General features: G+C 68.2%; 20 protein-coding genes and 5 pseudogenes. 12 read left to right on the top strand and 13 right to left on the bottom strand.

Translation table 11 applies throughout. The annotated features are described in order from the left end of the window. The first annotated feature begins 79 nt into the window (after positions 1 to 79). On the top strand, positions 80 to 382 hold the full coding sequence (locus GJ632_RS05870) for a transcriptional regulator (RefSeq protein ID WP_089805678.1): 303 nt from the start codon (positions 80 to 82) through the stop codon (positions 380 to 382). 41 nt (positions 383 to 423) lie between these two features. On the opposite strand, the pseudogene GJ632_RS05865 reads toward GJ632_RS05870, so the two are convergent. The 9 genes and pseudogenes from GJ632_RS05865 to GJ632_RS05825 all read right to left on the bottom strand — a co-directional run bounded on the left by GJ632_RS05865 (position 424) and on the right by GJ632_RS05825 (position 9,548). Beyond that, positions 424 to 1,122, bottom strand: a pseudogene (locus tag GJ632_RS05865) (type 1 glutamine amidotransferase domain-containing protein). 87 nt (positions 1,123 to 1,209) lie between these two features. Further along, positions 1,210 to 2,517 (bottom strand): ABC transporter ATP-binding protein, encoded by a 1,308-nt coding sequence (locus tag GJ632_RS05860; protein ID WP_191452385.1) that lies wholly within the window; start codon positions 2,515 to 2,517, stop codon positions 1,210 to 1,212. After that, a complete protein-coding gene (locus tag GJ632_RS05855) occupies positions 2,514 to 3,602 on the bottom strand; it encodes an ABC transporter ATP-binding protein (RefSeq protein WP_191452384.1) in 1,089 nt (362 codons plus the stop codon). The genes GJ632_RS05860 and GJ632_RS05855 overlap by 4 nt, the downstream gene beginning before the upstream one ends. Before the next feature lies 1 nt (position 3,603). Next, a pseudogene (locus GJ632_RS05850) lies at positions 3,604 to 4,796 on the bottom strand (ABC transporter permease). Next, positions 4,796 to 5,763: pseudogene (locus GJ632_RS05845) on the bottom strand (ABC transporter permease). The pseudogenes GJ632_RS05850 and GJ632_RS05845 overlap by 1 nt, the downstream one beginning before the upstream one ends. A 59-nt stretch (positions 5,764 to 5,822) precedes the next feature. Then, positions 5,823 to 7,715, bottom strand: a complete 1,893-nt coding sequence (locus GJ632_RS05840) for an ABC transporter substrate-binding protein (protein WP_191452383.1) — start codon at positions 7,713 to 7,715, stop codon at positions 5,823 to 5,825. Positions 7,716 to 7,864: 149 nt separating this feature from the next. Further along, on the bottom strand, positions 7,865 to 8,431 hold the full coding sequence (hpt, locus tag GJ632_RS05835; protein WP_089805692.1) for a hypoxanthine/guanine phosphoribosyltransferase: 567 nt from the start codon (positions 8,429 to 8,431) through the stop codon (positions 7,865 to 7,867). A 106-nt stretch (positions 8,432 to 8,537) separates the two neighbouring features. Continuing rightward, a complete protein-coding gene (locus GJ632_RS05830) occupies positions 8,538 to 8,936 on the bottom strand; it encodes a hypothetical protein (protein ID WP_089805694.1) in 399 nt (132 codons plus the stop codon). 267 nt (positions 8,937 to 9,203) lie between these two features. Further along, positions 9,204 to 9,548: a winged helix-turn-helix domain-containing protein gene (locus GJ632_RS05825; protein ID WP_191452382.1), complete on the bottom strand. Its 345-nt coding sequence runs from the start codon at positions 9,546 to 9,548 to the stop codon at positions 9,204 to 9,206. Positions 9,549 to 9,731: 183 nt separating this feature from the next. Here GJ632_RS05825 and mbhE point away from each other — a divergent pair, with 183 nt between their 5' ends. Genes mbhE through mnhG form a run of 7 tightly spaced genes read left to right on the top strand, consistent with a single transcriptional unit; the run spans position 9,732 to position 16,021 of the window. Then, a complete protein-coding gene (gene mbhE, locus GJ632_RS05820; RefSeq protein ID WP_343161049.1) occupies positions 9,732 to 12,146 on the top strand; it encodes a hydrogen gas-evolving membrane-bound hydrogenase subunit E in 2,415 nt (804 codons plus the stop codon). Beyond that, a complete protein-coding gene (locus GJ632_RS05815; RefSeq protein WP_089805700.1) occupies positions 12,143 to 12,646 on the top strand; it encodes an MnhB domain-containing protein in 504 nt (167 codons plus the stop codon). Before mbhE ends, GJ632_RS05815 begins: the two co-directional genes overlap by 4 nt. Beyond that, positions 12,643 to 12,984, top strand: a complete 342-nt coding sequence (locus tag GJ632_RS05810) for a sodium:proton antiporter (protein WP_089805702.1) — start codon at positions 12,643 to 12,645, stop codon at positions 12,982 to 12,984. The genes GJ632_RS05815 and GJ632_RS05810 overlap by 4 nt, the downstream gene beginning before the upstream one ends. Beyond that, complete coding sequence (locus GJ632_RS05805) at positions 12,981 to 14,711, top strand: complex I subunit 5 family protein (RefSeq protein ID WP_191452380.1); 1,731 nt, start codon at positions 12,981 to 12,983, stop codon at positions 14,709 to 14,711. Before GJ632_RS05810 ends, GJ632_RS05805 begins: the two co-directional genes overlap by 4 nt. Beyond that, positions 14,708 to 15,277: a Na+/H+ antiporter subunit E gene (locus tag GJ632_RS05800; protein WP_089805706.1), complete on the top strand. Its 570-nt coding sequence runs from the start codon at positions 14,708 to 14,710 to the stop codon at positions 15,275 to 15,277. The genes GJ632_RS05805 and GJ632_RS05800 overlap by 4 nt, the downstream gene beginning before the upstream one ends. After that, positions 15,267 to 15,569, top strand: a complete 303-nt coding sequence (locus GJ632_RS05795) for a monovalent cation/H+ antiporter complex subunit F (RefSeq protein ID WP_089805709.1) — start codon at positions 15,267 to 15,269, stop codon at positions 15,567 to 15,569. The genes GJ632_RS05800 and GJ632_RS05795 overlap by 11 nt, the downstream gene beginning before the upstream one ends. Then, positions 15,566 to 16,021 carry a monovalent cation/H(+) antiporter subunit G gene (gene mnhG / locus GJ632_RS05790; protein WP_191452379.1) on the top strand — a complete coding sequence of 152 codons (456 nt, stop codon included), beginning with the start codon at positions 15,566 to 15,568 and terminating at the stop codon, positions 16,019 to 16,021. The genes GJ632_RS05795 and mnhG overlap by 4 nt, the downstream gene beginning before the upstream one ends. Positions 16,022 to 16,092: 71 nt before the next feature. Here the strand turns inward: mnhG and coaBC are convergent, their stop codons facing one another. Together coaBC and GJ632_RS05780 are read right to left on the bottom strand one after the other, a co-directional pair. Beyond that, the gene (gene coaBC / locus GJ632_RS05785; protein WP_191452378.1) at positions 16,093 to 17,244 is read right to left on the bottom strand and encodes a bifunctional phosphopantothenoylcysteine decarboxylase/phosphopantothenate--cysteine ligase CoaBC; all 1,152 of its coding nucleotides are present in this window, start codon (positions 17,242 to 17,244) and stop codon (positions 16,093 to 16,095) included. A 645-nt stretch (positions 17,245 to 17,889) separates the two neighbouring features. Then, on the bottom strand, positions 17,890 to 18,165 hold the full coding sequence (locus tag GJ632_RS05780) for a hypothetical protein (protein ID WP_191452377.1): 276 nt from the start codon (positions 18,163 to 18,165) through the stop codon (positions 17,890 to 17,892). Positions 18,166 to 18,198: 33 nt separating this feature from the next. Between GJ632_RS05780 and GJ632_RS23140 the strand changes: the two genes are divergently transcribed. Continuing rightward, positions 18,199 to 18,570 carry a PQQ-binding-like beta-propeller repeat protein gene (locus GJ632_RS23140; protein WP_191452376.1) on the top strand — a complete coding sequence of 124 codons (372 nt, stop codon included), beginning with the start codon at positions 18,199 to 18,201 and terminating at the stop codon, positions 18,568 to 18,570. Positions 18,571 to 18,582: 12 nt separating this feature from the next. On the opposite strand, the gene GJ632_RS05770 is transcribed toward GJ632_RS23140, so the two are convergent. After that, entirely contained in the window at positions 18,583 to 19,359 is a 777-nt protein-coding gene (locus tag GJ632_RS05770) for an FAD-dependent oxidoreductase (protein ID WP_191452375.1), read from the bottom strand. A 55-nt stretch (positions 19,360 to 19,414) separates the two neighbouring features. Then, complete coding sequence (locus tag GJ632_RS05765) at positions 19,415 to 20,332, bottom strand: hypothetical protein (protein ID WP_191452374.1); 918 nt, start codon at positions 20,330 to 20,332, stop codon at positions 19,415 to 19,417. Between the two features lie 122 nt (positions 20,333 to 20,454). Between GJ632_RS05765 and GJ632_RS05760 the strand changes: the two genes are divergently transcribed. The 3 genes and pseudogenes from GJ632_RS05760 to GJ632_RS05750 form a co-directional block, all read left to right on the top strand. Then, positions 20,455 to 20,988 carry an SRPBCC family protein gene (locus tag GJ632_RS05760; RefSeq protein WP_343161048.1) on the top strand — a complete coding sequence of 178 codons (534 nt, stop codon included), beginning with the start codon at positions 20,455 to 20,457 and terminating at the stop codon, positions 20,986 to 20,988. An 87-nt stretch (positions 20,989 to 21,075) separates the two neighbouring features. Beyond that, positions 21,076 to 22,500, top strand: a pseudogene (gene trkA, locus GJ632_RS05755) (Trk system potassium transporter TrkA); the annotation flags it as partial. 60 nt (positions 22,501 to 22,560) lie between these two features. Then, positions 22,561 to 23,371: pseudogene (locus GJ632_RS05750) on the top strand (potassium transporter TrkG); the annotation flags it as partial.

The following is a 23,371-nucleotide window of genomic DNA, read 5'->3' as shown; positions in this document are numbered from 1 at the left end:
AACCGTTCCCATCCCGAGCGTCCCGGCTCCGGCCCATCGGAGGAGAACACATACACGTGATGGGCGCGTACGGCGGTGCATGTCGGAGTCGGACTCGGACGCGACGACGCGGCAGCGAATCGCCGACGCCCTCCGCGACGCCCCGCGGACTGCCTCGGACCTCTCGGAGACGGTCGGTATCCCCCGGTCGTCCGCGTACCACCACCTCAGACACGTCGCTCGGTCCGTCGACTCGGCCGACGACGACGAGCAGTTCCTCGTCGCGCCGCCGGAGTGCCGAGAGTGCGGGTTCTCGGCGTTCGACGACCCGGTGAACTACCCCTCGCGGTGTCCGGACTGTCGGTCCGAACGCATCGAAGAGGCCGTGTTCAAGATAGAGTGACCGACTCGGGGCCGCGTGCCGCCGAGTCGTCGGTACCGCGACTACGCTTCGAGTTCGACGCCCAGTTCTTCGAGTAGCGTCTCCGCGGCGGCGGCCGAGGACCCCGGCCCGCGCGCGGTGACGAGGTCACCGTCCACCGTGACGCTCGCGTCCTGGTCGAGTTCGGCGTCCCAGACGCCGCCGGCGGCCTTCACCTCGTCTTCGACCCAGTAGGGGAGTTTCCGCCCGTCGGGCATCAGGTCGTTCTCGTCGACGATGCCCTCCTCCCACTCGTTCGGGAAGCCGGTGACCTCGCGGTCCTCGACGAGGAAGCTCCCGTCCGCCTCGCGCGTGAACGCGAGGATGCCGACGGCGTGGCAGACGACGAGCGCCTTCCCCTGGTCGCCGCCGACGGCGCTCAGAAGCGCCTGTCGCACGTGGCGGTCCTGATTGACGTCCCACTCGGTACCGTGGCCGCCGGGGAGGACGACGGGCGTCGTAGTCGGTGGCGTCCACCGCCGCCACCGGTTCGGGGTCGGCCAGTCGCTCGTCGTTCTCGTGTACCTCCAGCACCTTCTCGGACGTCTCCTCGCCCACCTCGTCGGGGTCAACGGAGCGTTCGTCTACGACGGGCTTTTCGCCCGTCGGCGTCGCGACGGTGACATCGCGCCCGCGTCCGAGAGCGTCGTCAACGGCTCGACGCACTCTTCGCCCCAGTACCCGGCTTCGCTGACGATGAACAGCGCTGTCGTGTCGGACATGCGTCCGCAGTACGGTCGCCCGCCGAAAAAAGTGACGCGGCCCCGGCAGTTCGGCGCGGCTTCTCGTCGTCGCGGACGCGGCCGGACTCAGTCGCTCGTCGAGGGCGTCGAGACGGACTGCGTCTCGTCGACGAGGTGGCACGACGCCGTGTGACCGGCGGGCGTCCGTCGGAGTTCCGGCGCCGTCGTCTCGCACACCGTCTCGAACTCCTCGGCGGGGAGGGCCCGCGCCTCCGACTGGTCGCCGTTCGCCAGCAGTCCGAGCGCTTCGGACAGTACGGACTCCGCGCGGGCGTCAGACAGGCTGTCGGGGATGTCGAACTCGCGGCGAACCTCGCGCTCGATTCGCTCCGTCGGGACCGACTCGGGCGACTGGTCGGTCTCGCTGGCGACGAACTCGCGGACCGCCGCCGCGTCGACGCCGTCGCGGGCGAGGCGGCCGCGGAGGTCCATCACCGACCGCCACGCCTCCTGTTCGAACTCGTAGTCGTCCGGCGGGATGACCTCCGGACACCGCGTGTGGAAGCGACACCCCGACGGCGGGTTCGACGGACTCGGCACGTCGCCGGTGAGTTCGATGGCGCTGCCGCGTTTCGTCGGGTCGGGTTGCGGAATCGAGGAGAGCAACGCCCGCGTGTACGGGTGTTGCGGGTTCTCGAACAGGTCCCCCGTCCGGGCGAACTCGACTATCTCGCCGAGGTACATCACGGCCACGCGGTCGCATATCTCGCGGACGACCGAGAGGTCGTGGCTGATGAACAGCATCCCCAGTCCGAACTCCTCCTGCACGTCCTTCATCAGCGAGAGAATCTCGGCCTGAATCGACACGTCCAGCGCCGAGACGGGCTCGTCGGCGACGATGAGTTTCGGGTTCAACACCAGCGCGCGGGCGAGAGCGATGCGCTGTTTCTGCCCGCCGGAGAACTCGTGCGGGTAGCGGTCGATGTCGCCGGCGGAGAGGCCGACGCGTTCCAGCAGGTCCTCGACGATGCGCCTGCGGCGTTCGCGGTCACGCATCCCGTGGACGGTCAGCGGTTCGGCGACGGACTCGCCGATGGACATCCGGGGGTCGAAACTGGACGTCGGGTCCTGAAATATCATCTGCGCCTCGCGGCGGAACCGCTTCAGTTCCGCGTCGTCGTAGCCGGTGATGTCGCGCCCCTCGAACAGCACCTCGCCGTCGGTCGGTTCCTCCAGGCGGAGCAACGACGTGGCCGCCGTGGACTTTCCGCACCCCGACTCGCCGACCAGACCGACCGTCTCGCCGCGGTCGACGGCGAAGCTGATGCCGTCCACGGCGCGGACGTTCCCCACCTGTCGCTTCAGCACGCCCTCGGTGATGGGGTAGTGTTTCTTCAGGTTCCGCACCTCCAGCAGGGGGGCGTCGGCGCTCATCTGTCGTCACCTCCCCGTTCGGGCTCGGTAGCGGGGCCGTCCGCCCCGCCGTCCGCGCGCGCACCGCCGACGGCGTCGGACCCGTCGTCTCCGAGGACGACGGCGGGGTCCGCCCCCGGTTCGAAGTGGACGCACGAGACGGTGTGGTCGCCGCTCTCGACGGCGTACATCGGCGGTTGCTCGCCGGCTTCGCAGTCGCCGACGGCGTGCGGGCACCGGGGGTGGAACCGACAGCCGTCGGGCGGCGACGTGGGGGAGGGAAGCGACCCGCCGATGGCCTCCATCCGTTCGCCGCGGCCGGGCAGACACTCCAGAAGCGCGCGCGTGTACGGGTGCGAGGGGTTCTCGAATATCTCGTACACGTCGCCCTCCTCCATCACCTTCCCCGCGTACATGACGACCACGCGGTCCGCGACTTCGGCGACGACGCCCAGGTCGTGGGTTATCATCACGATGCCCGTGTCGAACTCCTCTTGAATCTGGTTCAGGAGGCGGAGAATCTGCATCTGGATGGTCACGTCCAGCGCCGTCGTCGGTTCGTCGGCGATGAGCAGGTCCGGGTTCGACGCCAGCGCCATCGCGATGACGACGCGCTGTTTCATCCCACCGGAGAACTCGTGCGGGTAGTCGTCGACGCGACTCGTCGCGTCGGGGATGCCGACGCGGTCCAGCAGGTCGATGGTGCGTTCGCGGGCCTCGTCGTTCGTCACCGAGTCGTCGTGGAGTTGGATGGCCTCGCGGACCTGCCAGCCGACGGTGTAGACGGGGTTCAACGCCCCCTGCGGGTTCTGGAAGATGTGGCCGATGCGGCCGCCGCGGAGCGATTCGAGTTCGCGTTCGGACATCGACAGCACGTCTTCGCCGTCGAATCGCACCTCGCCGTCGACGATTTCGCCCGGCGGTTCCGGGACGAGTCGCGTGATGGACTCGGCGGTGACCGTCTTCCCGGACCCGCTCTCGCCGACCACGCACACCGTCTCGCCGCGGTCGACGTCGAGACTCACGCCGTCCACCGCGCGTACCGTTCCGTCGTCCGTGTGAAAGTGCGTCTTGAGGTTCCGTATCGAGAGTAGTGGTTCCGTCATGTCAGTCCTCCGAGCGCGGGTCGAGTGCGTCGCGCAACGCGTCGCCGACGAAGTTGAGTGCCAGTACGGTCGTGAAGAGGAACACGCCGGGGATGGTCGATATCCACCACGCCGTGTCGATGTCGCTCCGGCCGGCGGCGATGACCTGTCCCCACGAGGGGATGGTCGGGTCGCCGAGGCCGAGGAACGAGAACGCCGCCTCGAACAGGATGAGGCTCGGGATGAGCAGGCTCGCGTTCGTGATGACGGTGTTCGAGACGTTCGGGACGAGATGTTTCCGGATGACCCAGAACTCGCTGGCTCCCGCGGACTGGGCGGCCTGGATGTACTCCTCCTCGCGTCGCTGCAGCGCCTCCGAGCGGACGAGTCGGGCGGTCGACCCCCAACTCGTGATGCCGAAGATGACGATGAGGAGAAAGAGCGTGCCGCCGTACAGGTACAGGAGGAGCAGGTAGAGGAAGAACGTCGGGAACGTCAGCTGGATGTCCACGTACCGCATCAGCAGTTCGTCCACGAGGCCGCCCGAGTAGGCGGCGACGGTGCCCACGGTGGTCCCGATGAGGACGATGATGAGCGGCGTGACGAGGCCGACTTCGAGGCTGACGCGCATCCCGTAGACGACGCTCTCCATGATTCCCTTCCCCTGTCCGGTCGTGCCGAGCGGGTACTGCCACGTCCCCTGGCACATGCCGTCCGCGACGGGGCCGACGCAGGTGCCGACCGTCGACTGCGGCACCGAGAGGAACACCGGCGCTGGTACGTCGCCAGCACGTTCAGTTCGGGCTTGGCGACGAACAGGGGGCCGACGAGTCCGAGTCCGAAGACGAGGACGAGGTAGACGCCGCTCACCACCGCGGCGCGGTTCTTCCGGAACTCCCGCCAGTAGCGCCGCGTCATCCGCGGGTTGTCGTACAGCGGGTAGGCGGCGTAGAACGCCACCGTGACGAGGGTGGCGACGAGGAGCCAGTCGAGTTGGGTCACGTCCCAGACGAACTCCCAGTCGAACGGCGTCGCCACGCTGACCGTCGGGTCGCCGCCCGAGACGAGGAAGTAGTCGTACGCCAAGACGAGCGCCAGCAGTCCCATCGAGACGAGGAAGCCGGCGCTCTGTGCGGTCAGCACGTCGAACCCCGAGCGCTGCAGGTCGTCCCAGTCGATGTCCTCGAACCGGTCCTGATAGTCTTCGGCCGCCATCACCGATCACCGTAGTCGATGCGGGGGTCCAGCACCGTGTACGCGAGGTCCTGAAACAGGTTCCCGACGATGGCGATGAACGTCGGGATGAGCACCGTCGCGAGGACCAGCGCCACGTCCTGCTGGAGGATAGCCTTGTAGCTCAACTGCCCGAGTCCCGGGATGCCGAACACTACCTCCACGAGGTACGAACTCACGAGGACGATGTTCAGGATGTCGCCGACGAGGATGGTCGAGAGGGGGACCAGCGCGGGCCGGAAGATGTGCCGCGTCACCCGACGCCAACTGTTCGCGCCCTTTGCCTTCGCCGTCTTGACGAACTCCGCGTTGACGTACTCCAGCGCCGTCGCGCGCGAGAAGCGCATCTCACTGGCGATGGAGGAGAGCGTGACGACGAGCGTCGGGGCGACCAGTTGCCGGGCGTTCTCGAGCGACAGCCACGGCACGTCGGAGTGGTAGTAGATGGGAATCCACCCCAACCACACCCCGAAGACGAGAATCATCAGGATGGCGAACCAGAAGTCCGGGATGCTGATGCCGAAGAAGGCGAACGCGGACGCCGCGTAGTCCTCCAGCGAGTTCCGGTGCGTCGCGGAGTAGAGGCCGATGGCGACGCCGAGGACGGTGGAGATGATCAGCGCGGGCGTCCCGTACATCACGGAGTACGGCCACGCCTCGGCGATGGCCTGCGTCACCGGCTGTGACCGCGTCTCGGACCACCCCCAGTCCAGCGTCGCCATGCCGACCATGTAGTTCGTGTAGCGCTCCCAGAGCGGTCGGTCCAGCCCTCTGCCTTCTCGTACGATTCCTGTGCCTGTTCGAAGTCGCCGCCGGTCTGGACCTGTTCGGCGACGTACGACGCGGCCTGCGGGTCCGGAGAGGCCGCCATCAGCCCGAAGGTGAGAGACAGGATGATGAACGTCGCGACGACCGTCCACGCGAGGCGGCGAACGATGTACCACTTCATGGTAGTTTCGTGCTAGTCATTGGCAGAGATAGTCCAAAGAGCGCGCGGTGCGCCTTCGCTTACTGTTCGGCGAGGTACCAGGTCGAACTGTCCCAACTCTCGAGGTAGTCGTACTCGCCCTCGGCGGGCATGCCCATGTAGTTCTCCGCGTACGCGTTCTTGTAGACGCTGAAGTTGAGGAAGTTCGCGGGCTGTTCCTCGCTCAGCGCGCCGAATATCTCGGCGAACGCGTCCTGTCGCGTCTGCTGGTCGGTGGCGGTGCGCGCCTCCGAGTAGAGGTCGGCGATGGGCGCTTCGGGCTCGTAGCCGTAGAAGTTGAAGCCGCCGTCGGGCACCCAGAACACGTTGGAGCCGTCGGGGTTGATGGGGTAGGCGTTCAGCGCGACGCCGTACAGCAGGTCCCACGGCTCCTGCGACGTGGCCTCGGGACCGGCGTTGAAGCTCGGGGACCCCTCGCCGGTGGTGTTCAGCATGTACTTGTTCTGGAGCGTGTTGAACGGGCCGCCGTTCGTCGGCGTGACCGCGATGCCGATTTTGGCCAGTTCCTGCTTGAAGAACTCCGCGACGGTCTGGTTGTTCTGCGACCCCGCGCGGTAGACGAACGTGAGTTCGACCTGTTCGCCGTTCCCGTCGACGAGCGTGTCGCCGTCGTAGCCGTAGTCGGTGCCCGACAGGGCCTCCTCCATCATCGACCGCGCCTGCTCTGCGCCGTAGGAGTCGCCGACGCCGAACTGCTCGACCTGGTCGGTCAGATACCACGGCGACCACTCGGGCTGGAACGTCTGGGCGACGGTGGGGAACCCGCGGTAGATGTTCTCCGCGATGGCCGTCTTCGAGACGGCCGTCGAGAGCGCCCGCCGCACGTCCCGGTTCTGGAGCATCTCCCAGCCGTTGGGACGCTGGTTGTAGTACGTCATCCCGCAGAACGGGTTCGGCGGGAAGCGGAACTTGAGGTGGTCCATCCCCCGGAACTGCTCGACCTTCTGGGAGGGGACGTCTTCGAAGAAGGTGAGGTCGCCCTCCTTCAGCGAGGCGAGTCGCGTGGACTCCTCGGGGATGATCTGGAGTTCGTAGCGCTCGAAGTACGGTGCCTCGGCGAACCGCTCCGGGATGGCCTCGGACCCGGCCACCTCGCGGAGGTAGTAGTCCTCTGCGCGCGTCGCGACGAAGCGGGACTCGCGCTGCCACTCCTCGAAGTCGTACGGCCCGAGGTTCCCGGTGTACGACAGGGAGTTGAGCTCCTCGTCCTGTTTCAGCCCCTCGACGTCCTGATTCTCGACGTACGGTTGGACGAGGTCCTTCGGGAGACAGCGCCCGCCCCAGAACGCGGTGGAGGCGATGAACGCTGGCTCGGGTTCCGGCGTCGTCACCCGAATCGTCAGGTCGCCGGTCTTCTCTATCGTCAGGTCGTTCCAGTCGGAGTACTGAACGACGCCCGCCCAGTTCTCCTTCGTCTCGCTCTCCTCGGGCGACATCGCGCCGTAGAGGTTCTGCGCGGTGTACACCCAGTCCTCAGCGGTCAGCTGCCCGTACGGGTCGCTCCAGCGGAGGTTGTCGCGGAGGGTGAACGTCCACTCCTGCTTGTCCGTCTCGGAGTACGACTCGATCCACATCGGGACGACCTCTCCGATGGCCTTGAACTCGTGGGCGTAGTCCATCGTCGCGTCGACGAACTTCGCCGAGGAGGTGTCGCTGTGAAAGAGGAAGTTGACGGACTTCGCGTCGGTGGAGAGCGCCTCCCGGTACGTCCCGCCGACCGACCGACCGGAGTCGTCGGCCGCCTCGGTGTCGGCGTCCGTCGACTCGCTCGTCTCACCGCCGCCGCCCGTCGTCTCCGTCCCGGTCCCGTCTCCGTTCCCGGAACAGCCGGCGAGGCCCGCGGCGCCCCCCACGCCGAGCGCTTTGAGCCAACTGCGCCGATTGATTCGGTTGTCCGTGTTGTCGGATGGCATAGATTCCAAAAATAACCATCGACGCAAATAGCCTCGGTTGGAAAAATTCGAAATTCACCCTTCGAACGGTGTTTATTCGGCGGTTTACGGCCGTGGTCGCCACTCCCGACGACTCGCCGCACGCGGCAAAAGAGCGCGGATTTTCCGCGTCAGTCGTCGCCGTCTTCGTCCACGATGACGACCTGACCGTCCTCGACCGTGACGTTGATGAGCGTCTTCACGTGGTGGTCCGTGTCGTCGAGTTCGTTCGGTCCCGCCTTCTTGATGACCGCGACGGTGTCGACGACGTTCGCGCCGGTGGACTTCAACGCGTCGAGGACCGCACACATCGTCCCGCCCGTCGAGAGGACGTCGTCGAGGACGAGCACCCGGTCGCCCTCCTTCACGTCGTTGATGAACATGTCGTTCTCGGAGTACCCGGTCTGCTGGCTCAGGGAGACTTCGCCCTCGAGACCGTACTCGCGCTTCCGGATGACCACCAACGGGATGTCGGTCATCAGGGAGACGGCCGTGGAGATGTGGATGCCCATCGCCGCGGGCGTCACTATCTTGTCCACGTCTTCGAGGTCCGCCTTCCGGATGATCTTGATGACTATCTCGCGCAGGAGGCCCGGTTCGAGCATCGGCACCCCGTCGCTGATGGGGTGGACGAAGTACTCGTAGTCTCCCTTCTCGATGATTGGCGCTTCGAGGAGCGACTGCCGCAACTGGTCCATGTCGCCGGTTCATCGGGTCCGAAATAAAAGGTGGCGGTTCTGTCGCCCGTACACAGTCGACCACACGGGGCGTGACAGCGCGTCGCTCGGAGGACGGGACGGTCGCTCAGACGCTGAGCAGACCCATCACGGCGCGGACGAGCGGTTCTTCGTCTTCGTCGGTGCTCACCACCAGGAGCATCCCGCGGCCGCCGCAGTACACCTGCAGCAGTTTCCGTCCGTCGAGCGTCCCCGATTTGTACTCGACCCGTTCGTGGGTCGGCCGAAGCCCCGCGAACAGTCCGTGGCGGACGAAGTCCTGCCGCATCTCCTCGGCGAGGTCCGAGAGTCGCTCGACGAGTGCGGTCCTGTCGTCGTACGACGCGGAGAGTTCGTCGCTGACGTGGAAGAGGTCGAACGCCGTCGCGCCGTAGACCGCGACGAGGTCGAGTGATTCGTCGGCGACCGACTCCAACGTCTTCACCGCGACGTTCCTGTCGGGACCGGGCCAGTTCGCGCTTTTCATCTGGGCTGGGTTGTGAATCATCCACTCACCCTCCCGTTCCGACGCGGGAGTCTCCCATCCCCCGAATCCACGCCTGGAACATTCATGCGATTCTGAATTAGCAGAATGTCACATAAAGCTATAGGTGATTTTTCACGCGAAGAAAAAAACGCCCGCCGCACACCGCCGTGAACGCGCCGTCAGCGGCGGATTCGTCGCAATCGAGTGACGTGTCGCGCGTCCCCGAGCGGTGGTCCTCGCGGGGCCGTTCGCGCGTCCGGAGTTCGCTCACTCGCCGGGGGCCTCTCGGGACGGCGGGTCGTCGACCGTCTCCTCGCAGTGGTCGACGCGCGTCCCGTACGCCCCGTCGCGGAGGGTGACGACGGCCCGGTGGAACGTCGCCTCGTAGCGCTTGTAGTGCGTTCCGTCGTCTTCGACGGTGGCGCTCGACGCCACGAGCCCGTGTTCGGCCAGCTTGTCCAGTCGCCGGTACACCGTCGGGAGTGAGAGGCCGTGTTCGTCGCCGAGTTCCTTCGCGGACCGGGGTCGCTCGCTCACCGAAGCGAGGATGTCCCGAGCGTCCCCGTCGCCGAGGACGTCGAGCAGGTGGTCGCCGTCCGTCTCGTCACCCATACAGATAGTCAGGATGGCGGTGACCCTATAGGCGTTTCTGTGGTGTCGCCCCGGTTCGCCCGCCCGTTCGGGCGCCGATTCCCCACGAGCCGTCTCTCTCGCTGACAGAACTGGCGGAGGGAGGCTCGGAACTTACGAGGTGGTTTGACAACACCTAAGTCCGGTCTCACCCGAGTTGGTTCCGTGCAACCGACACCGGAGGTTGTCCTCGCCGTAGTCTTCCTTCCGTTCGTCGCCGCGGCGCTCACCCCGGCCGTCTTCCGGGTTCTCGGAGAGCGAACCGCGTACTTCGCGGCGGCGACGGCGCTGGTCTGTTTCGGACTGGTGTCACAGCTGTATCTGGCGGGGGCACACGGAACCGTCTCGTTCGACTGGATTCCCTCGCTCGGGGTCTCGCTGGCGTTCTACGTGGACGGGTTGGCACTCCTCATCGCCTTCCTCGCAAGCGGCGTCGGGGTACTCATCCTCACGTACTCCGGCGGCTACATGCACGGCGAACCCGGGCAGGCGAAGTACTACGCGACGCTGCTGGCGTTCATGGGGTCGATGCTCGGCGTCGCCCTCGCGAGCGACCTCGTCTCCCTGTTCGTGTTCTGGGAACTGACGAGTCTGTCGTCGTTCCTCCTCATCGGCCACTACACGAGCGAGGACGCCTCGCAGTACGCCGCGCGGAAGTCGATGCTCATCACCGTCTCGGGCGGCCTGTTCATGCTCGTCGGCTTCCTGCTTCTCGTCTGGGTGTCCGGACAGGTCCTCCCGGAGGCGACGTACAGCCTCCCCGTCCTGCTCGAGAACGCCGGTGCCATCCGCGCGGGTCTGGGCGAGGCGGGCCTCCTGATTCCGGCCCTCGTCCTCCTCGGCCTCGGGGCGGCGACGAAGTCCGCGCAGGTGCCGTTCCACATCTGGCTCCCGAACGCGATGGAGGCACCCACGCCCGTCTCGGCGTTCCTCCACTCCGCGACGATGGTGAAAGCCGGCGTCTACCTCGTCGGCCGGTTCCGACCGCTGTTCCTGAGCGAGGAGGCGGCGTACTTCGGCGAGTGGACGATGCTCTTCGCCGTCCTCGGCCTGCTGACGATGACCGTCGCCGCCGTGCTGGCGGTGGCGTCGACGGACATCAAGGAACTGCTGGCGTACTCCACCGCCTCCCACCTCGGCCTCATCGTCGCCGCGTTCGGCTTCGCCAACGAGTACGGCGCGGAGGCCGGCGCGTTCCACATCCTGAACCACGCGTCGTTCAAGGCGGCGCTGTTCCTCGTCGCGGGCATCGTCGCCCACGAGGCGGGGACGCGGAAGATAGCGGAACTCGGCGGCCTGCGGAAGCATCTGCCCGTGACGGCGGTCATCGCCGTCGTCGCGTCGCTGTCGATGGCGGGCCTCCCGCCGTTCAACGGCTTCTACTCGAAGGAACTGCTGTTCGAAGCGGCGTGGTACGCGGGGACGGACATCGGCGGCCTCGGCTACCTGTTCCCCGTCGTCGCCGTCCTCGGGAGCGTGTTCACGTTCCTCTACTCGCTCAAGTTCGCCTCGCTGTTCTTCGGCGACGAACCCGACGCCCTGGGGCACGTCCACTCGCCGCCGACGGTGATGCTCGTGCCGCCCGCGATACTCGCCCTGCTCGTCCTCGGCATCAGCGCGTCGGCGACGCTCGGACTGGGTCCCGAGACGCCTATCAACGCGTTCGTCGGCCACGTCTACGCGAGCGTCGCCGCCGGTGAGGCGCACGGGTTCTCCATCGGCTTCCCGACGAAGCTGACGCCGTACGTGGTGATGAGCGGACTCACCATCCTCGGCGGTGCCGTCGCCTTCCCGTTCTACGACCGCCTGCACGACGCCATCAACGCGGCGCTCCGCGGGCCCGTGCGCGCGAACTGGTGGTACGACAACGGCGTCGAGGGCCTCTCGACGGCGAGTGTTCGGTCGATTCCGCACGCCCAGAACGGACTGCTCCGCACGTACGCGACGTGGGGGCTCGGCGGCGTCACGGTGCTGGCGCTGGGCGGCTACCTCGCCGCGAGCGTCTCCCTGCCCGCTTTCACCGGGTTCGCCGTCACGCCCGCCATCTTCCTCGTCCTCCTCGTGGCCGTCGTCGGGGCCGTCGCGGTGGACATCGCGCCCTCGCACGTCGCGGGCGTCCTCACGCTCTCCATCCTCGGCTTCATGGTCGCCATCTTCTACATCCTCGCGGACGCGCCGGACCTCGCGCTGACCCAACTGGTCGTCGAGACGCTGGTGCTCGTCATCTTCCTCCTCGTCCTCAACCGCCTGCCGGCGTTCTACGGCGAGGTGAACCCCTCGCGGGCGATACGCGACGGCGTCCTCGCGGTGGCCGTCGGCGCGACGGTGTTCGTCACCGTCCTCGTCACGACGGCCGCCTCGCCCGCCGACCCCATCTCGGGCTTCCTCGCCGAACGCGCGGGCATCCCCGCCGAACACGGGCCGTTCTTCACGGACTACGGCGGCGGCGGCAACATCGTGAACGTCATCCTCGTGGACTTCAGGGCGTTCGACACGATGGGAGAGATTGCGGTCGTCGCGATGGCCGCGCTGGCCATCCTGACGCTCGTCCGTATGCGCGAACGGGGTGAGACGAAATGAGCGGACGCGACGTCGACAGTCGGCCGTACGACTACGAGGCCGACCGGCGAACGACGGTCATCGCGCGGATGGTGACGCGCATCGTCGTGCCGTTCATGCTCGTCACCGCCGTCGCCCTCCTGTTGCAGGGGCACAACCTCCCCGGCGGTGGGTTCATCGGCGGCGTCCTCACGGTGGCGGCGTTCGTCCTCATCTACGTCATCTTCGGCCTCGACTACGTTCAGACGGAGGTGCTGCGGCTGTCGCCCGACGAGAGCGGACACAGCCCCATCGAGACGTACCGCTGGCTGTTCGGCGGCGGGCTCGCGCTCGCCGTCCTGAGCGGCCTCGTCCCCATCCTCTTCGGGTACGAGTTCCTCACGCAGGGCGTGTGGTTCTTCAAGCACGTCCCGCTGTACGAGGAGTTCGAGGTAGCGAGCGCGCTGTTCTTCGACTTCGGCGTGTTCTTCACCGTCGTCGGCGCGCTGCTCACCGTCGCCGCGGAGGTGGGACGGGAATGACGCAGTTCGTCCTCGCGGCCGTCCTCGGCACCCTGTTCGCCCTCGGGACGTACCTCGTCCTGCGCCGGGACGTGGTCCGCGTCATCTGGGGAATCACCATCATCAGCCAGTCCGCCAACGTCTACCTCGTCACGATGGGCGGGCTGTCCGGGCTCGCGCCCATCACCGGCCACGGGGGGTCCGCCGAGTCGGTGAGCGACCCACTCGTGCAGGCCCTCGTCCTGACGGCCATCGTCATCGGCTTCGGGACGACGGCGCTGGCACTCGTCCTGACGTACCGCGTCTACGAGGAACACGGAACAATCGACATGTACGAACTCGGAGGTCACGGCGAATGAGTACGGTCGTCGTCGCACCGCTGTTGGTCGCCCTCGTGACGGCCATCGCGACGCTTCTGACGCGAACGAACGACGGCGTCAACCGGGCGGTGAGCCTGCTCGGCGGCGTCGGCTACCTCGCCGCCGCCGCGCTCCTGTTCCACCGCGTCGTCCTCCCCCTCGGCTCCCCGGGGCGGACCGTCGTCTACCAGGTGGCCGACTGGCAGGCGCCGTTCGGCATCGTCCTCGTCGCCGACCCCCTGTCGGCGTTCATGGTCGCCCTCTCGGCCGTCGTGTCGCTGTGCGCGCTGACGTACTCCGTCCTCTACGTGGACAGCTTCGGCCAGCGACTCTCCTACCACCCGCTGTACCACTTCATGGTGGTCGGCGTCACCGGCTCGTTCCTGACGGGCGACATCTTCAACCTGTTCGTCTGGTTCGAGGTGATGCTGATGTCGAGCTACATCCTCGTGCTGTTCTACAGCGGTCCCGAACACACCCGCGCGGCGCTGAACTACGTCGTGCTGAACCTCATCGGTAGCGCGGTGATGCTGCTCGCCATCGGCGGCCTGTACGCCACGACTGGGACGCTGAACATGGCCGACCTGGCGCGCAGGCTGGCCGACCCGGCGACGTACGACGTCGCCGTCGCGCCGGTGCTGGGGCTGGCGGCCGTCCTCTTCTCCGTGTTCGCGCTGAAGGCCGGGCTGGTGCCGTTCCAGTTCTGGGTGCCGGCGGCCTACCGCGCGGCGCCCGCACCGGTGACGGCGATGCTCGCCGGCGTCGTGAAGAAGGTGGGCGTGTACGCCATCGTCCGCCTCTACTTCACCGTGTTCGCCGCCGCGACGCTGCCGGTGTCGCTCCCGTTCGTCGCCGGCGACTCGATGCTCGCGTTCTTCGGTCCGGTGCTGTTCGTCATGGCCACCGCGAGCATCGTCCTCGGCGGTGTCGGCGCCGTCGGCCGCCCGGACGTCGACGAACTGCTCGCGTACTCCTCCATCAGTCAGGTCGGCTTCATCGTCCTGCCGTTCGCCGTGGCCGCGACGGCCGACTCGACGGCCGTCCGGACGCTCGGCGTCACGGCCGGACTCGTCTACGCGTTCAACCACGGCCTCGCCAAGAGCCTCCTCTTCCTCGCGTCGGGGACGGTACAGGAGGCGGTCGGCACCGCGCAGTTCGACCAACTCGGCGGGCTGGCCCGCCGCGCGCCCGTCCTCGCCGCCGCGTTCTTCCTCGGCGCGTTGACGCTCATCGGCGTGCCGCCCCTCTCGGGCTTCTTCGGCAAACTGCTCGTCTTCCAGACGGCGGCCGACGCCCTCGCGGGCGGCGCTGCCGGCGCGAGCGCGGCCATCTTCGTCGCCCTCCTCGGGGCCGTCCTGACCATCGCGTACTACACGCGCGCGTGGAACGACGCCTTCTGGGGGACGCCCGGGTCGGCCGTCGAGGCGGCCATCCCGAGTCGGTGGGCCGGCCCCGTCGAAGTCGAGGCCGAGGAGGGGGCCGTCGCCGCCGGAAGCGGACGGACCGACGGCGGCGACGCCCCCGACGACGGACCGCCGACGAGCTTCGCGCTCACCGTCGAAGTCGTCGTCGTGGCGGCGATGGCCGTCGCCGTCGTCGCGTTCGGCCTCGGCTTCGAGGCGGTGTACGTCTCGGCGACGGCCGCGGCCGAAGCGGCCCTCGACACCGGCGGCTACGTCGAGGCGGTCCTCGGGTCGGCCGCGGCGCTCTCGGGGGTGGTCGCGTGACCCGACGCTGGCCGCTCACGGGACTGCTCTTGGCCGTCCTCTGGATATTCGTCCGCGGGGTCGAACTCGCCCCGCGCGCACTCGCCGAGGAGTTCCTCATCGGACTGCTCGTCGGGATGCTCGTCGCGTACTTCCTGCGCGGCTTCTACACCCCGCAGATCGGCCCCGCCCGCGCGGTGACGGTCGCTCCCTACGCGATTCTGTACCTGCTCGTGTTCGTCAAGGAACTCGTGACCGCCAACTGGGACGTCGCGCGACGGGTACTCGCGCCCTCGATGCCCATCGACCCGCGCGTCATCGAGGTGCCGCTTCGGGTCCGTTCGGACCTCGCCATCACGACCATCGCGAACAGCATCACCCTCACGCCGGGGACGCTCACCATGGACTACAACGCCGAGACGAACACGCTCTACGTGCACAGCATCGACGGATCCGACCGCGACGCGCTGTTGGACCCGATACGAACGTGGGAGGACTACGCCCTCGTCATCTTCGACGAGGAGCTGAAACCGGGCGACCCGGTGCCGCAGTTGGAACCCGACGGAGGTGAGCGCGGTGGCGACTGAGACGCTCGCCGACGTGTCGCCGACGCTCGACCTCGTCGTGACCGCCGCCCTCGTCGTCAGCGCGGCGCTCACGCTCCTCGTCAGCTACCGCATCATCAAGGGACCGACCGTCCCGGACCGCGTCGTCGCGCTCGACGTCATCGGGACGAACGTCGTCGCCATCGCCGTCCTCTACGCGATGGCGACGCTGCAGGGCTTCTTCATCGACGTGAGCCTCGTGCTCGCCATCATCGGCTTCATGAGCACCGTCACCGTGGCGCGGTACGTCACGGAGGGGGACATCATCGAATGATTCAGTCACTCTCGACACCGCTGATTCCACTCGCCGCCGAGAGCGGGGGAGCGACGCACGCCGCCGGCCCGCTACGGACGGCACTCGTCGTCGCCCTCCTCGCCGTCGGGACGTTCTTCCTCATCGTCGGCACCGTCGGACTGCTCCGCCTGCCGAACGTCTACAACCGGATGCACGCCACCACGAAGTCGACGACGCTCGGGGCGGCCAGCATCGCGCTCGGCGGGTTCGTCTTCTACGGCCCGGGCGGCGACGGCCTGATGGCGCTCGTGACGGTACTGTTCCTGTTCCTCACGGCGCCGACCGGCGCCCACATGATATCGCGGGCCGCCCAGCGACTGGGCATCGTCTTCGAGGAGGAGGCGACGTGGCCCGTCGAACCGCCCGAGTCGGGGGCCGAATCCGCGTCCGACGACGCCGGGTCCGACGACGCCGCACCGAGCGACGACTGAACGGCGTTTTTCGACTCCCCGCCTCGGACGCGCGCCGGGGGTCGGTTTCCCGAATCGCTTCTCACCCGCGCTCAGAGTTCGGCGGCCAACGCCTCGGCGACCCGTTCTCCGAGTGCGGTCTTCGACCCCGAGAACTCGGCCACGTCGTCCGCGCGGACGAACAGCGTTCTGGTCCGCGCTTCGCCCATCACGGAGGCGTCGTTCGCGACGACGAACGAGAGGTTCGCCCGGTCGAGTATCCCTCGCGCGGCCGCGACCATCGCCTCGTCGTCGCCGCTGGTCTCGGCTTTGAACCCGACGATGGCGAGGTCCGGGTGCGCCTCGCGCACGGTGTCGATGAGTTTCGGCGTCGGTTCGAGTTCGAGCGTCCGGGCGTCGCCCGAGCGGAGTTTCTCCGCGGCGGCGTCGACGGTGTAGTCGGAGATGGCCGCCGCCGAGACGAGGGCGTCGGCCCCGTCGGCGGCGTCGAGGACGGCGTCCAGCATCTCCGCGCTCGTCTCCACCGACGCCACGTCGGCGTACGGCACGTCGCCGCCGTCGTGAACGAGGGTCACGTCCGCGCCGCGGACGTAGCACGCGCGGGCCACTTCCCGCCCCGTCCGGCCGGACGACCGGTTCGTCAGCACCCGGACGGGGTCTATCGGTTCGGCGGTGGCGCCGGCGGTGACGACGACGCGTCTGCCCGCCAGCGTCTGCGTCGTCGTCGCCCGGGCCACGTCGGTGACGATGGCCTCCTCGGTGGCTATCTTCGCTTTCCCCTCCTCCAGTCGCGGGTCGACGAACCGGACGCCCCACGACTTGACGCGGTCGATGGCGTCGAGGACGCCCGGGTGGTCGTACATCGGTTCGTGCATCGCGGGCGCGACGACGACGGGCACGTCAGCGCCGAGTGCCGTCGTCGCGCACGTCGTCACCGGCGTGTCGTCCACCGCGCCGGCTATCTTCCCGACGGTGTTCGCCGTCGCGGGCGCGACGAGGAGGACGTCCGCCCACCCGTCCCGTCCGCAGAGTTCGACGTGTTCGACGCGGCCCGTAATCTCGGTCACCACGTCGTTCTCGGTGGCGAACTCGACGGCCCACGGGTGGACGATGCCCCGCGCGCTCTCGGTCATCACGCCGCGGACCGACGCCCCGTGCCGGCGGAGTTCGTGGGCGAGTTCGACCACCTTCACCGCGGCGATACTTCCGGAGACTCCCAACGCGACGTTCACGCCTTCCAGCATCGTCGTGCGGTTCGAGGCGGGGCGGGTAAAACTGCCCGGTGCGGGTGACGGGAGAAGGTTCATATCTTCGTTCGAGAACTACGAACCGATGCCCTCCAGACGGGACCTGCTCAGCGGCGCCGGCGTCGCGGCCCTCGGCGGATTCGCTGGGTGTCTCGGCGGAGACGAGTTCGGCGCGCCCGAGACGCCGACCGACGAGTGGTGGACCGCCCGGCACGACACGCGGAACACGGCCTGTGCGCCGAACGCGACGCCGCCCGACTCGGAACCCGAACGACGCTGGTCGCGGTCGTTCGAGACGGAGACCCCCGTGGGACTTCTCGTCTCGGCCGACTCGGTGTACGCCGTCCGTGAGACCGGAACGGACGCGTTGGGCCGAGACGACGGCGCATGGAAGTGGAACACACACGGAGGAGACCAGACGCCCGCCAGCGGCCTCTCCCGAGTAGCGACGCTCGCGCCCGACACGCTCTACACTGCCGATGGTAGACACGTCCGCGCGTTCGACCGGGACGGGACGGTTCGCTGGCAGACCGCGTATCCGAACACGACCGGGACCACGCGCATCTACGGCGTCCTGCCGACCGACGACGGCGTTCTCCTCGGTGACCACGGCAGACTGCTGGCGTTCGACTCGGACGGGAATCACCGATGGACGTTCGGGACGAACGGGGCTGACGCGACGTACCCCGGTGTCGCGGCCGACGGTGACGGCGGAACGGACCTCCTCCTCGCTGCGCCCGGACCGCTCCAGTCGCTGTCGTCTCCCACGGCTATCGACTCGCTCCTCGGGCGAGGCCCGTCCGTGCGGTGGGAGACGAGTGCCCGCGGCCGCCCGACGTGGCCCGTCGTCACCGACGAGTACGTCGTCGTCGGGGACACGGACAGGGCGGGCGCGCGCGGACCCACGGGGGTCTCCACGTCTATCGCCGCGACGGAACGCGCGTCCGGTCGGTGTCGACGGAGGGCGGTCACCCCCACCTCGCGCTCACGTCCGACGAGTCGACCGTCGTCTACGGAACCGGCGTCGGGGGCGACGGCGAGGGAACCGTCACCGCACTCGAACTCGCGTCCGGCGAGACGCGGTGGGCGCGCGACGACTTGGCCGTGGCCGACTGGGGAACCTCGCTCGTCGTCTCGGGTGACACCTGCCTGTTCGCGGGGGCGACGGACGACCGGTCGTCCCGCGTCCACGCGCTCGACGCCGCGACGGGCGAGACGAAGTGGACGCTGTCGACGGAATCGGGAACTCCCGAGCGCGTCGTCGCCGCCGGCCCCCGAGTGTACGTCGTCACGACGGCGGGCGTCGTCGCGGCTTACGAGTGACGAGTCGTTCGCTTACCCGTCCAGTCGGCCCAGTTCGTCGTCGACCAGACTCGGGTGCGTGCGCTGGGGTTCCTCGTGCGGGTCGGCGAAGAACTCCCGAATCACCTCGCGGGACTCCGCCTCCCGTCGCTCCCGTTCGGCGGCGTCTATCTCCTCGCATCCCGGCGGCACCTCCCGCCCGCGGTCGGTGAAGTAGCCCTCGGGAGTCACCCAGTCGTGGTAGTACGCCACGTCGCTGTCGTGGACCAGAGTCAGGGCGACTTCCGCGCCGTGGCCCGCGGCGACGACGGCCTGGTGATACTGCTCCGAGATGCGACCCGCGGCGTAGACGCCTTCGACGGACGTGCGGCCCGCCTCGTCCACGTCGACGTAGCGTTTGCTCCCCGCGTCGCGTATCGTCACGTCGAGTTCGTCGAGGTAGTCCGCGTCGGCCCACGAGGCGGCGACGACGAACCGACTCCGCACCGTCTCCACCGTCCCGTCGGCGTCGACGGACGCGACGAACCGCGCGCCGTCCGCCGCGGCGCGTTCGACCGAGAGGACGCGGCCCGTCTCGCGGGCGACGCCGTTCCGGTCGGCCTGTTCGCGGAGCAAGTCGCCGAACAGGCGGGCGTTCACGCCCGCGGGGAAGCCGGGGACGTTCTCCAGGTGCGCGTTTCGGTTCAGGATGCTCTCTCCGTCGTTGACGACGAGGGTGTCGAGGCCGGCGCGGGCGGTGAACGTCGCGGCGGTGAGGCCGGCGACGCCGCCCCCGACGACGAGCACGTCGGTCGAGTCTCGCGGCTCCATGCGGAGCGGTACCAGCCTGTCGAGGATGAGTCCGTCGGTTCGGGGTCGAAGCGCCTTACAGCCGGTAGTCCGAGTCGTTCAGTCGCCCCTCGTCGGTGGCGTCGAGGCTGACGAGTCCGGTCGGGTTCGCACCCGCCTCCACGCGGAGTCGCCACCGTCCGTCCGCGAGGGGGGTGGCCTCGGTGAACGAGACGGGCCTGTCGGGGAGGCGGCGCACGAGTTCGACCGCTATCGGGAGCGTCGGCAGTCGACCGGTGCGTTCGGCGAGTGCGTAGTCCCCGAACGTCACCTCCCACGCGTCGCCGCCGGGACAGGCGTCGATGTCCGTCTCGTCGACGAACGACGCCTCGCAGAGGCGCGCCGTCGTCGCCCCGAGGGCGGACCGGACCGTCGGTTCCGACAGGCGCGCGCCGCCGTTCGGCCCCGCGAGCAACTCGGCGGCTTCGGCGACGACGACCCGTTGCTCGGCGGCGTCGAGTCGCGCGTCGAGTTCGCTCATCATGCTCCACAGCATCGTGAGACAGAAGTCGTCCCGCTCGGTGACCACCTCGGCCAGCGTCAGGTACGTCTCCATCGCGGCGGACTCGACGCGCCTGTGGCCCGTCGCCGAGAGCGACTCGAAGACCGCTGCGGACACGTCGTGACAGAAGGTGATGTAGCGCGTCCGGCCGTCGGAGTCGGCCGACTCCGGCGCGTCGCGGCGGGGGGACGAGGGGTCGACGCCGGTGTCGTCGGCCACGGCGCGGACCCGGGGTTCGTGGTGTGGCAACTGCGGGTCGTACCGTCGGAGCGCCGACCGGTAGTTCGAGGCGGCTTCGACCGCCTGTTCGGCGTCCTCGCGGGAGCCGAACCGCATCCCCGTCAGCGGGAGCGGTTCGCGTCCGGTTCGGTCGCAGACGACGGCGTACGCGCCCGTCGGCGCGGCGAACCCGCTCACGTGAGAGCGGATATCCCGAAGCGTCCCACCCACCATCTCGATTGGACAACGCTCTGTCACCCAGAAGTAGTTTCTGATGTACCGCTGTCGGTTCCGGCCGGCGTCCGCCCGGCGCGACCCCCACAAGGCTTTGTTCGCGGCCCCCCAACTCGCGTCTCGTGGACGAAATCGTCGTCACCACCGTCGTCTACCTCCCGCGCGAGGAGGTGTACGACTTCCTCGTCGACTTCCCTCGCTACGCGAACTACTCGAAGCACCTGAAGGACGTCACCCAACGCGGCGACGGTGAGGCGGGCACCCGATACGCGTTACACTTCACGTGGTGGAAACTCAACTACACGGCCCACTCGAAGGTGACCGAACTCCACCCGCCGGACCGCATCGAGTGGCGCATCGTGCGGGACTTCCGCGCCCACGGTCGGTGGCGCGTCGAGGAACTGGACGAACTGCCCGACGACGCGCCCGAGGACGCCGAGACGGCCTGCCGGGTCTTCTTCGAGGTGTCGTACGACGCCGAGTCCGCGGACGAGAGTTCGTTCGAACTCCCGCGACTCGTCTCGTTCGGCTGGGTGATAGACAAGCTCAAACCGGTCTTGGAGAAGGAGGCAGAACGCATCGTCGAACGCGTCGTCGAGGACCTGGAGGGGCGGCGGCGCCGGATAGACCTGAGCGTCGACCGCCGGCGCAAGTGAGCGACCGATGAGCGACTGGCCGCCGGACGAACGGCCGACCAGAGACCGACCGCCGGGTGTCCGACTCGTGCGTGACCGCCCCGCGACCGGGCGGGGAGCGCGAGCCGATGTCGAAAGAAGAATACCGGTTCGCTCGCAAATCGGGGCAGAAATGCAACGTGGAGGCCGCCTCGGATGCGAGTAGTAATCGTCGGTGCGGGGCAGGTCGGGTCGAGCATCGCGGCCGACCTCGACGACGTTCACGAAGTCGTCGTCGTGGACCGGGACGCCGAACGCGTCGAGGAGATGAACTACTCGCTCGACGTGCTGGGAATCACGGGCGACGGGACCGCGCTGTCGACGCTCGAACAGGCGGGTATCGAGGACGCCGACATGGTCATCGCCTCGACGGACAACGACGAGACGAACATCGTCGTCTGCTCGACGGCGAAGGCCATCAGCGACGCGTTCACCATCGCCCGCGTCAAGAACACCGAGTACCTCCGGACGTGGCAGCGGTCGAAGAAGGCGTTCGGCATCGACTTCATGGTGTGTACGAACCTGCTGGCCGCCGAGTCCATCGTCCGCATCATCGGCCTGCCCGCCGCCCGCGACGTGGACCCGTTCGCCGGCGGGCAGGTGCAGATGGCCGAGTTCGAGGTGGACGAAGACAGCCCCATCACGAACGTCACCGTCCGCGAGGCAGACCGCTTCGATGCGCTGACGTTCGCCGCCATCCTCCGGAACGGCACCGTCGAGATTCCACGCGGTGAGACGGTCATCCAACCGGGCGACAGAGTGGTCGTCATCGGGACGCCCAAGAGCGTTCAGGAGTTCGCCCGGTCGGTCGCCCCCGACGAGTCGCCGGGGGCCGCCGAGGAAGTCGTCGTCGTCGGCGGTTCCGAAGTCGGCTACCACGTCGCCCGACTGCTGGAGGAACGCGGCTTCCGCCCGCGCCTGGTCGAACGCGACCCCGACCGGGCGCGCACACTCGCCGAAGCGCTCCCCGACACCGTCGTGATGGAGTCGGACGCGACGGACATGGAGTTCCTCGAACGCGAACACGTCGGCGAGGCCGACCTCGTCGTCGCGGCGCTGGAGTCCGACGAGAAGAACCTGCTCGTCTCCCTGCTCGCGGCGCGTCTCGGCGTCGAACGCACCGTCGCGGTCATCGACACGACGGAGTACGTCGACCTGTTCGAGGCCGTCGGCGTGGACGTGGGCGTGAGCCCGCGGGAAGTCGTCGCCGAGGAGATTACGCGCTTCACGCGCGAGGGGGGCGCGGAGAACGTCGCCCTCATCGAGTCGGACAAGGCCGAGGTGCTCGAAATCGAAGTGGACGACGCGAGCATCCTCGCCGGCCGGGAGATTCGCGAGTCGGTCTCCGAACTCCCGGACGGCGTCGTCGTCGGTGCCATCACTCGAAACCGCGAGTTCATCACCCCGCGGGGGGACACCGTCGTCGAGGCGGGCGACCACGTCGTCCTGTTCGTGGACGCCTCCGTCGTCGGCGACGTGACGGCGATGCTGTGACGCCTGCTCCGTTTCCGTAAACTAATACGTCTCGGCGCGTGAGCACGGAGACACGCTCCGATGAAGCTACGTGTCGACTACCGAGCCAGCCTCAGTCTCGTCGGGACCGTCCTCAAGTATCTCGCGGTCCCCCTGTGTCTGCCGCTCCTCGTGGCGCTCTACTACGGCGAGACGGTGCTACCGTTCGTCGTCACCATCGCCCTCACCGTCGCCGTCGGGGCGGGACTCGAACGCCTCGAACCCGACCCGGACATCCGCGCCCGCGAGGGCTTTCTCATGGTCGCCGTGACGTGGTTCGCCGTCACCCTCGTCGGCGCGGTACCGTACCTCGTGGAGGCGCACGGCCTGCCGCCCGTCGTCCTGCCGTTCCACCCCAACTCCACGCTCGCGAACCCCGCCAACGCGCTGTTCGAGAGCATGAGCGGGTTCACGACGACGGGAGCGACGGTGCTGGGCGAGATATCGTTCGACACGCACAGCCGCGCAATCATGATGTGGCGACAGCTGACGCAGTGGCTCGGCGGCATGGGTATCGTCGTCCTCGCCGTCGCCATCCTGCCCGAACTCTCCGTCGGCGGCGCGCAGTTGATGGACGCCGAAGCCCCCGGCCCCGGCATCGAGAAACTCACGCCGCGCATCGCCGAGACGGCCCGCGCGCTCTGGGGGGCGTACCTCGGCTTCACCGTCCTCGAAGCGACCCTGCTCTACGGCCTGTTCCTCCTCGGCGTCGACCCGAACATGACGCTCTACACGCCGTCGCGCACGCGTTGACGACGATGCCGACGGGCGGGTTCTCCCCCGAACGCGGAGCGCGGAGGCGTCTCGCCGGCGATTCAGTTGGGCCATGCACCCTGTTCCATGGTCGGTCGCG

The sequence above is a fragment of the Halogeometricum sp. CBA1124 genome (assembly GCF_009741955.1).
GTDB classification, from domain to species: Archaea; Halobacteriota; Halobacteria; order Halobacteriales; family Haloferacaceae; genus Halogeometricum; species Halogeometricum rufum.
The sequence above is the reverse complement of the archived record's forward strand: the minus strand, read 5'-3'. Positions and strand labels throughout refer to the sequence as shown.

Bases quoted from the DNA above. Each gene is read 5' to 3' on its own strand.
- GJ632_RS05870 (WP_089805678.1), top strand. From the start codon at position 80: ATGTCGGAGTCGGACTCGGACGCGACGACGCGGCAGCGAATCGCCGAC.
- GJ632_RS05860 (WP_191452385.1), bottom strand. From the start codon at position 2,517: ATGAGCGCCGACGCCCCCCTGCTGGAGGTGCGGAACCTGAAGAAACAC.
- GJ632_RS05855 (WP_191452384.1), bottom strand. From the start codon at position 3,602: ATGACGGAACCACTACTCTCGATACGGAACCTCAAGACGCACTTTCAC.
- GJ632_RS05840 (WP_191452383.1), bottom strand. From the start codon at position 7,715: ATGCCATCCGACAACACGGACAACCGAATCAATCGGCGCAGTTGGCTC.
- hpt (WP_089805692.1), bottom strand. From the start codon at position 8,431: ATGGACCAGTTGCGGCAGTCGCTCCTCGAAGCGCCAATCATCGAGAAG.
- GJ632_RS05830 (WP_089805694.1), bottom strand. From the start codon at position 8,936: ATGAAAAGCGCGAACTGGCCCGGTCCCGACAGGAACGTCGCGGTGAAG.
- GJ632_RS05825 (WP_191452382.1), bottom strand. From the start codon at position 9,548: ATGGGTGACGAGACGGACGGCGACCACCTGCTCGACGTCCTCGGCGAC.
- GJ632_RS05815 (WP_089805700.1), top strand. From the start codon at position 12,143: ATGAGCGGACGCGACGTCGACAGTCGGCCGTACGACTACGAGGCCGAC.
- GJ632_RS05810 (WP_089805702.1), top strand. From the start codon at position 12,643: ATGACGCAGTTCGTCCTCGCGGCCGTCCTCGGCACCCTGTTCGCCCTC.
- GJ632_RS05805 (WP_191452380.1), top strand. From the start codon at position 12,981: ATGAGTACGGTCGTCGTCGCACCGCTGTTGGTCGCCCTCGTGACGGCC.
- mnhG (WP_191452379.1), top strand. From the start codon at position 15,566: ATGATTCAGTCACTCTCGACACCGCTGATTCCACTCGCCGCCGAGAGC.
- coaBC (WP_191452378.1), bottom strand. From the start codon at position 17,244: ATGCTGGAAGGCGTGAACGTCGCGTTGGGAGTCTCCGGAAGTATCGCC.
- GJ632_RS05770 (WP_191452375.1), bottom strand. From the start codon at position 19,359: ATGGAGCCGCGAGACTCGACCGACGTGCTCGTCGTCGGGGGCGGCGTC.
- GJ632_RS05765 (WP_191452374.1), bottom strand. From the start codon at position 20,332: ATGGTGGGTGGGACGCTTCGGGATATCCGCTCTCACGTGAGCGGGTTC.